The sequence below is a fragment of the Bradyrhizobium sp. CCH5-F6 genome (assembly GCF_001556045.1).
Classification (GTDB): Bacteria; Pseudomonadota; Alphaproteobacteria; order Rhizobiales; family Xanthobacteraceae; genus Bradyrhizobium.
In genome coordinates this window covers 1-8070 of record NZ_LSIC01000157.1, presented here as the reverse complement: position 1 = coordinate 8070, position 8070 = coordinate 1, and the positions used below count along the sequence as shown (strand labels likewise).

Here is an 8070-nt window from a genome sequence, read left to right as displayed (position 1 = left end):
CGTGTGTTGGGCTTCACCTGTATGCTGCTGTGCGGTTCTTCCTGCGTGTGCATTTCGCGCAGCGGACCGCGGGTGCCGCCGGCACTCGGCCTTCCCTGCACCCTCTTGGCTTCGAGGGTGGAGAGATCAGGTAAAACTCGGGCGAGTTGAGCCGCGAGGACGAGAAGCCGTGTCCGCGAGTCGAGATGTGTGCTGGGGGATGGCGATGTTGCGCAGTACGCCGTCATTGCGAGGAGCCCTTGCGACGAAGCAATCCAGAATCTCTCCGCGGAGGGATTCTGGATTGCGTCGCTTCGCTCGCAATGACGAGTGGAAGCCGCGCGCTTCACACTCCGCTTTCGTGCCCCGGACGCAGCGCCTCAGGCGAAGCATCGGATCAAACGTGCTGGCCGCCGTTGATGTGGATCTCGGCGCCGTTGACGTAGGATGAGGTCTCCGTGCACAGCACGTAGATGATCTTGGCCACCTCGTCGGGCGTGCCGAGGCGATGCATCGGGATCTGCTGCTCGACGATCTTCTCGGTGCCCGGCGACAGGATCGAGGTGTCGATCTCGCCGGGGGCGATCGCGTTGACGCGCACGCCGACGCGCCCGAAGTCGGAGGCCATCTCGCGCGTCAGCGCGGCAAGGGCGGCCTTCGAAGTCGCGTAGGCGGCGCCCGCGAAGGGGTGCACGCGCGAGCCCGCGATCGAGGTGACGTTCACGACCGAGCCCTTGGCCGCCTTCAATTCCTCGATCAGCCCGCGTGCGATCATGATCGGCGCAAAGAAGTTGACATGGAAGACGTGAGTCCAGGTGTCGAGGTCGGTGTCGACCGAGCCGAGCCGGGAGCCGCCCGGGCCCTTCGGCGAGATCGCGGCGTTGTTGACCAGCGCATGCAGCGTGCCGCCCTCCAACCGGTCGCGGATATCGGAGATCGCGCGCGCAGTGTCCTTGGGATTGCCGAGGTCGACCTGGATGTGGTCCTCAGGGCCCGCGTCCCACGGACAATCCTCCGGGAAAGGATGCCGCGAGCAGGTGATGACGCGCCATCCCGCCGAGGAAAAGCGGATCACGGTGGCGTGGCCGATGCCGCGGCTTGCTCCGGTCAGGAGCAGCGTGCGGCGCGGCGCATTGGACGAATGCGGCATTGACATCTTTCAGGTCGGCCCAAGGCTAATGATCAAGGCTAGAGATCGAGGCTCAAGGATACATCCGCGTCTTGGACCACTTCTGGCCGGCGGCGTCACGGCGAAATTCGATGCGGTCGTGCAGGCGGAATGGGCGGTCGTGCCAGAACTCGATACGCAAGGGCGTGATGCGCCAGCCGCTCCAGCCCGGCGGCCGCGGCACGTCGCCGATGACGTATTTCGCCGCAACCTTGGCGAGGGCTTGTTCGAAAGCGAAGCGGCTCTCCAGCTCTTGCGACTGCTTGCTCGCCCAGGCACCGATCTGGGCCTGCTTGGGACGGGTGGCGAAATAGGCGTCGGCCTCGGCGCCGGTCACCGGCGTCACGTTGCCGCGGATGCGGACCTGACGGCGCAGCGACTTCCAGTGAAAAAGTAAAGCCGCCTTAGGATTTGCGGCGAGTTCGCGGCCCTTCTGGCTGGCGATGTGGCTGTAGAAGACGAAACCCTCGGTATCGAAGCCCTTCATGAGCACCATGCGCACGTCAGGCAGCCCGTCGGGGTCGACGGTTGCGAGCGCCATGGCGTTCGGATCGTTCGGCTCGCTCTTGGTCGCCTCGTTCAGCCAGGTCTCGAACAGCGCAAATGGCTCATCGGCAGCGGTGAAATCACCGGATGTTAAGGGTGTCTGGTGTTTCATCGAGGTCGTGTCGGTCATGTCCGGAGTCCGAGTTGCGTCCCGCGGCCCAAAACGCGTTGTTGTCCGCTACCGCTCTATATAGGGCATGGGGACGCGTTGGCCTATCGGCGATCCGGCCGTCCGGCTTTGTCATGACGGTCATTCTCTTCGGGCTCGGTGCCGGGGGATGCAGCTTTTCCCGCAACGACCAGAAGGCCTACGCCAAGGCGGACGACAGCGACCTCACCGGCTCGATCGCGCGCCCGGCGAAGGACGCCCCGCCGACCGAGACCGATCTTGCCTTCACCCGCAACGCCGCCACCGATGTCCTCAGCAAGGGTGACAAGGATTCCAGCCAGCATTGGGAGAATCCGGAGACCGGGGCGCGCGGCTCGGTGACGCCGATCGCCCAGTCCTATGCCGCCGAGGACGGACGCAAATGCCGCGACTTCCTGGCGAGCTACGTCAATGGCAGCACCGAAAGCTGGCTCCAGGGCGCCGGCTGCCAAAGCAGCCGTGGCCGTTGGGAGATTCATACGCTAAAGCCGTGGCGGAACTAGGTTAGCGCGCGCTCCTAGTTGCAAAAATGCCACTCTCTTCCCACATGACACGCAGGTGGGGCGGGGAGCCCTTTGAACAATTCGATTTTTTGAAGGAGACGTGACGAATGCGCGACCCCTATGAGGTCTTGGGGGTGCCGCGGAGCGCCAGCGCTGCCGCGATCAAAAGCGCCTATCGCAAGCTGGCCAAGAAGCACCATCCCGACAGCAACAAGGATGACCCGAAGGCGGCCGAGCGCTTCGCCGAGATCAACTCGGCGAACGAGATCCTTGGCGACGAGGACAAGCGGAAGCAGTTTGACCGCGGCGAGATCGATGCCGAGGGCAAGCCGCGCTTCCAGGGTTTTCCGGGCGGCGGGGGGCCGCGCGGCCGCGCGGGTCCCGGCGGGTTCGAAAGTTATACGTTCCGTAGCGGCGGTGCAGGCGGCGGTCCGGGCGGTGGCGCGTTCGAGGATATCCTCAACAGCATGTTCGGCGGCGGGACGCGCGGCGCGCGGCCTGGGGCCGGCGGCGGAGCCCAGTTCGAATTCGATACCGGCGGCATCGGGCTGGATCTCGATGTGAATGTTGCCATGTCGATCTCGCTGGAGGAATCGGTCAAGGGCGGCGAGAAGCGCGTCCGGCTGCCGACGGGCAAGGAGCTCAACGTCAAGATTCCGGCTGGCGTCACGGAGGGCCAGCAGATTCGGCTCCGCGGGCAGGGCGAAAGCGCGCAGGGCCATCCGCCCGGCGATCTCCTGATCACCATCAACATCGCGCCGCATCCGTTCTTCAAGGTCGAGGGCGCCGACCTCAGAATCGACCTGCCGGTCACGCTCTACGAGGCGGTGCTCGGCGGCAAGGTCCGCGTGCCTACTCTCGGCAATGCCGTGGAGCTTTCAATCCCGAAGAACACCTCCAGCGGCCGGACCTTCCGCCTCAAGGGCAAGGGCCTGCCGAAAACGGGTGGAACCGGGGATCTCTTCGTCACCGTCAGGATTATGCTACCGGACGGGAACGACGCCGAGCTTGAGGCATTGATGGAGAAATGGCGGGACCAACATCCCTATAATCCGCGCAGCGGACTCGGCTAGGGCGCTATCCGAGGCCCGCTCTACGATCGGAGCATTCTCTTCCCGAACGGATGATGCTCAGGATACGCGCGTGAAGCGCGCATTGCGCTTCGATGTCGGCGTGTAAGACGCGTCGGCCGTCCGGCGGGGCAGCCGACGAAAAGGTGCGGCCTCGAGAGGGGGACCAGCGCGGTACCAAAAACCCCAATCGAGGCCGCCCGCGTCGATCGGCGGATCGAACGCTGCTCATTTTCGCGTGATCATCCGGTGCGATAATGAGACGCGCCGATGTCCTGATTCCAAATTTTCAATGACGGAATCTAGGCACCGTGTCCGGACCGGTTGCTAGCCGCCGGTCTTCTCGGCCTGGTCGTAAACGGCTTGCGCAACTTTGGTCAGCCGCTCGCGGTCACTGCTGCCGCTGACGACGTAGCCGACGCCGCGCTCGGCCCAGAACAGCGCACCATCTTTGTCCGTCTTGGCGTAGCGCATCTGTGTTGCGCCGCTCTCGGTCTTGGCGCTGTAGATCGTGTAACGCTCGCCCGAGGCGCCCTCATACATCAGGAACGACGCGGGACCGTTCGGCCCCGGCAGAAGCCGGCCGCCGACGAGCTTGAGCCCGCTGGCTTCCAGGTTCGGCGCGAACACGGTCCAGCCGCAGCGCCGCGTCAGCCAGGCCTGGAGATGGTCACGCTCATTGCCGCCGACTTCGACGGGGTGGCGGACCTCGACGACATAGAGGCGGTGGGCATCGAGCGCGTCCGCGGTAAAGTTCTGGAAGGTCGAGGGCGCGTTGGCGGTGCCATGCGCGACCCAGCCGGCCGCGCCGCCGGCGACGAAAGCAACCAGCACGGCGGCGGCGGCGCGATACAGCCATTGCCGCGGGCGGCGCTCGAGCCGCTCCAACTCCAGCCGTGCCGGCACCGGCTCCTGGGCGACGGCGTCGTAGCGGGCGTGCAGCATCTCGGCCATGGCGCGCCAGGACTGCACGCGCTCGGCCTCGTCGGGATGGGCGGCAAGCCAGGCCTCGACGTCGGCGCGGCGCTCGACCGGCAACTCGCCGTCGACATAGGCGTGCAATTCGTCCTCGGTCACTGGGATGTTGCGGTCGTTCATATCCGTCGTCTCTGGCTCTGCGGCCCAAAAAATCGTTCGTGGTTCAACTTCGCTCGCGCCCTCGGCAGGCTGCGGGCGCACGATATGCGATGCATCACGCTGTCCTCATTTCACCCGCCTGAGCGCCGGGCGCTCACCCTCCAGCGAGGCTTTGACGTGGGCGCGGGCGCGTGCGAGGCGCGACATCACGGTGCCGATCGGCACGCCCTGGATATCGGCGACCTCGCGATAGCTCATGCCTTCCAGCATCACCAGCAGCAGCACCGAACGTTGTTCCTCCACCAGAGTGGCCAGCGCCTTCTCGATGTCGCGTCCCTCGGCTTCGGTCCCGCTGGCATCCGGGTTGTTCTCGGTCAGCGGCATGAATTGCGGTCGCCTTGCCAGCGAGCGCCGCCGGTTCTTGTTGAGGTTGGTCAGGATAGTATAGAGCCAGCTCCTGACGTCGCCTCCGAGAAACAGCCGCTCCGAGCGTAGCGCGCGTACCAATGTGTCCTGGACCAGATCGTCGGCCGAATCCGCATCGCGCGTGAGCGCGCGGGCGTAGCGCCGCAACGCCGGGATCATGGCTTCCACACTCTGGCGAAACGCATTCATTGCGGTCTTGACGTCCAACGTTCGGCGCGAGCGCCTCAATGATCATAACACCCGATCGGAACGGCTATTCCGGCGCTCGAAACAGCGTTAATGCCGCGTATTAGGACTGTACCGCAGGGGAGGGCTGGTGTACCTCCAGACCTCAACGAGCTCGACGGGACGTTCACAAATGGCGCAGAATTCAGGTCTGATGCAAGGCAAGCGCGGGGTGATCCTCGGCGTAGCCAACAACCGCTCGATTGCCTGGGGCATTGCCAAGGCATGTCACGCCGCCGGCGCCGAGCTCGCCTTCACCTACCAGGGCGACGCTCTGAAGAAGCGCGTCGAGCCGCTGGCCGCGGAGGTCGGCGGCCTCGTGCTCGGCCATTGCGACGTCACTGACGCCGCAACCATCGACGCGGCCTTCGCGGTGCTGAAGGAGAAATGGGGCAAGATCGACTTCCTGGTGCACGCGATCGCCTATGGCGAGCAGCTCGACGGCCGCTACGTCGACACCACGCAGGAGAACTTCTCCAAGTCGATGCTGATCTCCTGTTATTCGTTCACAGCAGTGGCGCAGCGCGCCGAGAAGCTGATGACCGATGGCGGCTCGCTCATCACGCTCAGCTATTATGGTGCCGAGAAGTGGATGCCGCACTACAACGTGATGGGCGTGGCCAAGGCGGCGCTCGAAGCGAGCGTGCGCTATCTCGCCGCCGACCTCGGCGAGAAGAACATCCGCGTCAACGCGATCTCGGCCGGCCCGATCAAGACGCTCGCAGCATCCGGCATCGGCGACTTCCGCTACATCCTGAAGTGGAACGAGAACAATGCGCCGCTGCGGCGCAACGTCTCGACCGAGGACGTCGGCGGCAGCGCATTGTATTTCCTCTCCGACCTCTCGCGCGGCGTTACCGGCGAAGTGCACCATGTCGATTCCGGCTATCACGTGCTCGGCATGAAGCGGCCGGATGCGCCGGACATCTCGCTGGGCGGAAAGGATTAGCCCCAAGCTGGAATGCCCGTGCCCACGATCTACTTCCTTCGCCACGGCGAGACCGAATGGAATGCGCTCGGGCGGCTCCAGGGCACCAAGGACGTCCCGCTGAACGCACGTGGCCGCGGCCAGGCCGTGCACGCGGCTGATGTTCTCTCCGATCTGCTGAGGGGCGACCGCAAGGACAAGGCGGCGCTGCCCTATGTGTCCAGTCCGCTCGGGCGCGCGCGGCAGACCATGGAACTCGTCCGCGGCAAGCTCGCATTGCCGGTTCCCGATTATGCGCTCGACGATCGCCTGCGCGAGATCGGTTACGGCACCTGGGAGGGGCTGACGCTGGCCGAAAGCGAGGCCTCCGATCCGGATGTCTATGCAAGGCGCCTTGCCGACAAATGGACGATCGCGCCCGCGGGCGGCGAGACCTACGCGGCGGTGCAACTGCGCATGCTCGACTGGTACGAGTCGCTTCTGGTCGATACCGTCGCGGTCGCCCATGGCGGCACCTGCCGGGCCTTGATGGTAGCCCTGGGCATCGAGACGCCCGCCAGCGCCGCCGAACTCTTTATCGAGCAGGGCGCCGTCTATGTGTTCCGCGACGGACGGCTGGAAAAGCATAGCTAGAGGGGGCGCCGTCCTTGGGCGGCTGCGGGGTTTGACCCCCGGCCCCCCGCGCGTTACCACACGCCGGAACCGAGCCAGCGAGCAGCGATGTCGTTCAACACCTTCGGCCATATGTTCCGCGTCACCACCTTTGGCGAAAGCCACGGGGTGGCGATCGGCTGCGTGGTCGACGGCTGTCCGCCCATGATCCCGCTCACCGAGGCCGACATCCAGCGGGATCTCGACCGCCGCCGGCCCGGCCAGTCGCGCTTCACCACGCAGCGCCAGGAGCCGGACCAGGTCAAGATCCTGTCCGGCGTGATGGCGCATCCGGAAACGGGGGTGCAGGTGACGACGGGTACGCCTATCGGGCTCCTGATCGAGAACACCGACCAGCGCTCGAAGGACTATTCAGAGATCAAGGACAAGTTTCGGCCCGGTCATGCCGACTTCACCTATGAGGCGAAGTACGGCCTGCGCGATTATCGCGGCGGCGGCCGCTCCTCGGCGCGCGAGACCGCGACGCGGGTGGCCGCCGGCGCCATTGCGCGAAAGGTGCTGCCCGACGTCAGGGTGCGGGGCGCGCTGGTGCAGATGGGCCCGCACAAGATCGACCGCGCCAAATGGGATTGGGACGAGATCGCCAGGAATCCGTTCTTCTGTCCGGACAAGGACAAGGCCGCGTTCTTCGAGACCTATCTCGACGGCATCCGCAAGAGCGGCTCCTCGATCGGTGCGGTGATCGAAATCGTCGCCGAGGGGGTGCCGGCGGGCCTCGGTGCGCCGATCTACGCCAAGCTCGACTCCGATCTCGCTGCCGCGATGATGACCATCAACGCGGTGAAGGGCGTCGAGATCGGCGCCGGGTTCGGCGCAGCCGAGCTCACCGGCGAGGAGAACGCCGACGAGATGCGTACCGGCAATGACGGCACGCGCTTTCTGTCCAACCACGCCGGCGGCGTGCTGGGCGGCATCTCCACCGGACAGCCGGTTGTGGTGCGCTTTGCCGTGAAGCCGACCTCGTCGATCCTTCAGCCGCGCCGTACCGTCGATCGGCAGGGCAGTGACACCGAGATATTCACCAAGGGCCGTCACGATCCATGCGTCGGCATTCGCGCCGTTCCGGTCGGCGAGGCCATGATGGCCTGCGTGCTGGCCGATCACTTTCTGCGCGATCGCGGGCAGGTTGGACGTTGATGTCGCGGTACTAGACTAGCCCACCGCAGCTTGACGGGCCCACCACTTCATCCGCAAATGGGCCATGAACAGTTCCGAGCTCCAGCGCGTCTGCAACTGGCTGATCGACGGTGCCTGGTCGGTTGAGCCGGCCGAGATGATCACCGAATTCTGCGAACGTCTGGTCGCGGCCGGCTCAACCGACCAGGCAC

9 protein-coding genes are annotated in these 8070 nt (G+C 65.4%); 5 read left to right on the top strand and 4 right to left on the bottom strand.

The window, feature by feature from the left end; translation table 11 throughout:
* Positions 1-376 precede the first annotated feature (376 nt).
* Both AX729_RS27550 and pdxH read right to left on the bottom strand, forming a co-directional pair.
* Positions 377-1129: an SDR family NAD(P)-dependent oxidoreductase gene (locus AX729_RS27550; protein ID WP_061027363.1), complete on the bottom strand. Its 753-nt coding sequence runs from the start codon at positions 1127-1129 to the stop codon at positions 377-379.
* Positions 1130-1181: 52 nt separating this feature from the next.
* Positions 1182-1823 (bottom strand): pyridoxamine 5'-phosphate oxidase, encoded by a 642-nt coding sequence (gene pdxH, locus AX729_RS27545; RefSeq protein ID WP_061027362.1) that lies wholly within the window; start codon positions 1821-1823, stop codon positions 1182-1184.
* 113 nt (positions 1824-1936) lie between these two features.
* Here pdxH and AX729_RS27540 point away from each other — a divergent pair, with 113 nt between their 5' ends.
* Positions 1937-2344 carry an RT0821/Lpp0805 family surface protein gene (locus tag AX729_RS27540; protein WP_061027361.1) on the top strand — a complete coding sequence of 136 codons (408 nt, stop codon included), beginning with the start codon at positions 1937-1939 and terminating at the stop codon, positions 2342-2344.
* 107 nt (positions 2345-2451) lie between these two features.
* A complete protein-coding gene (locus AX729_RS27535; RefSeq protein ID WP_061027360.1) occupies positions 2452-3417 on the top strand; it encodes a DnaJ C-terminal domain-containing protein in 966 nt (321 codons plus the stop codon).
* A 324-nt stretch (positions 3418-3741) separates the two neighbouring features.
* On the opposite strand, the gene AX729_RS27530 is transcribed toward AX729_RS27535, so the two are convergent.
* Together AX729_RS27530 and AX729_RS27525 are read right to left on the bottom strand one after the other, a co-directional pair.
* Positions 3742-4512 carry an anti-sigma factor family protein gene (locus tag AX729_RS27530; protein ID WP_061027359.1) on the bottom strand — a complete coding sequence of 257 codons (771 nt, stop codon included), beginning with the start codon at positions 4510-4512 and terminating at the stop codon, positions 3742-3744.
* A gap of 105 nt (positions 4513-4617) precedes the next feature.
* Positions 4618-5106, bottom strand: a complete 489-nt coding sequence (locus AX729_RS27525) for a sigma-70 family RNA polymerase sigma factor (protein ID WP_061027364.1) — start codon at positions 5104-5106, stop codon at positions 4618-4620.
* Positions 5107-5275: 169 nt separating this feature from the next.
* On the opposite strand from AX729_RS27525, the gene fabI reads away from it, so the two are divergent.
* The 3 genes from fabI (at position 5276) to aroC (ending at position 7879) form a co-directional block, all read left to right on the top strand.
* On the top strand, positions 5276-6091 hold the full coding sequence (fabI, locus tag AX729_RS27520; protein WP_061027358.1) for an enoyl-ACP reductase FabI: 816 nt from the start codon (positions 5276-5278) through the stop codon (positions 6089-6091).
* Positions 6092-6103: 12 nt separating this feature from the next.
* Positions 6104-6703 carry a histidine phosphatase family protein gene (locus AX729_RS27515; RefSeq protein ID WP_061027357.1) on the top strand — a complete coding sequence of 200 codons (600 nt, stop codon included), beginning with the start codon at positions 6104-6106 and terminating at the stop codon, positions 6701-6703.
* 87 nt (positions 6704-6790) lie between these two features.
* On the top strand, positions 6791-7879 hold the full coding sequence (aroC, locus tag AX729_RS27510) for a chorismate synthase (RefSeq protein WP_061027356.1): 1089 nt from the start codon (positions 6791-6793) through the stop codon (positions 7877-7879).
* The last annotated feature ends 191 nt before the right edge of the window (positions 7880-8070 follow it).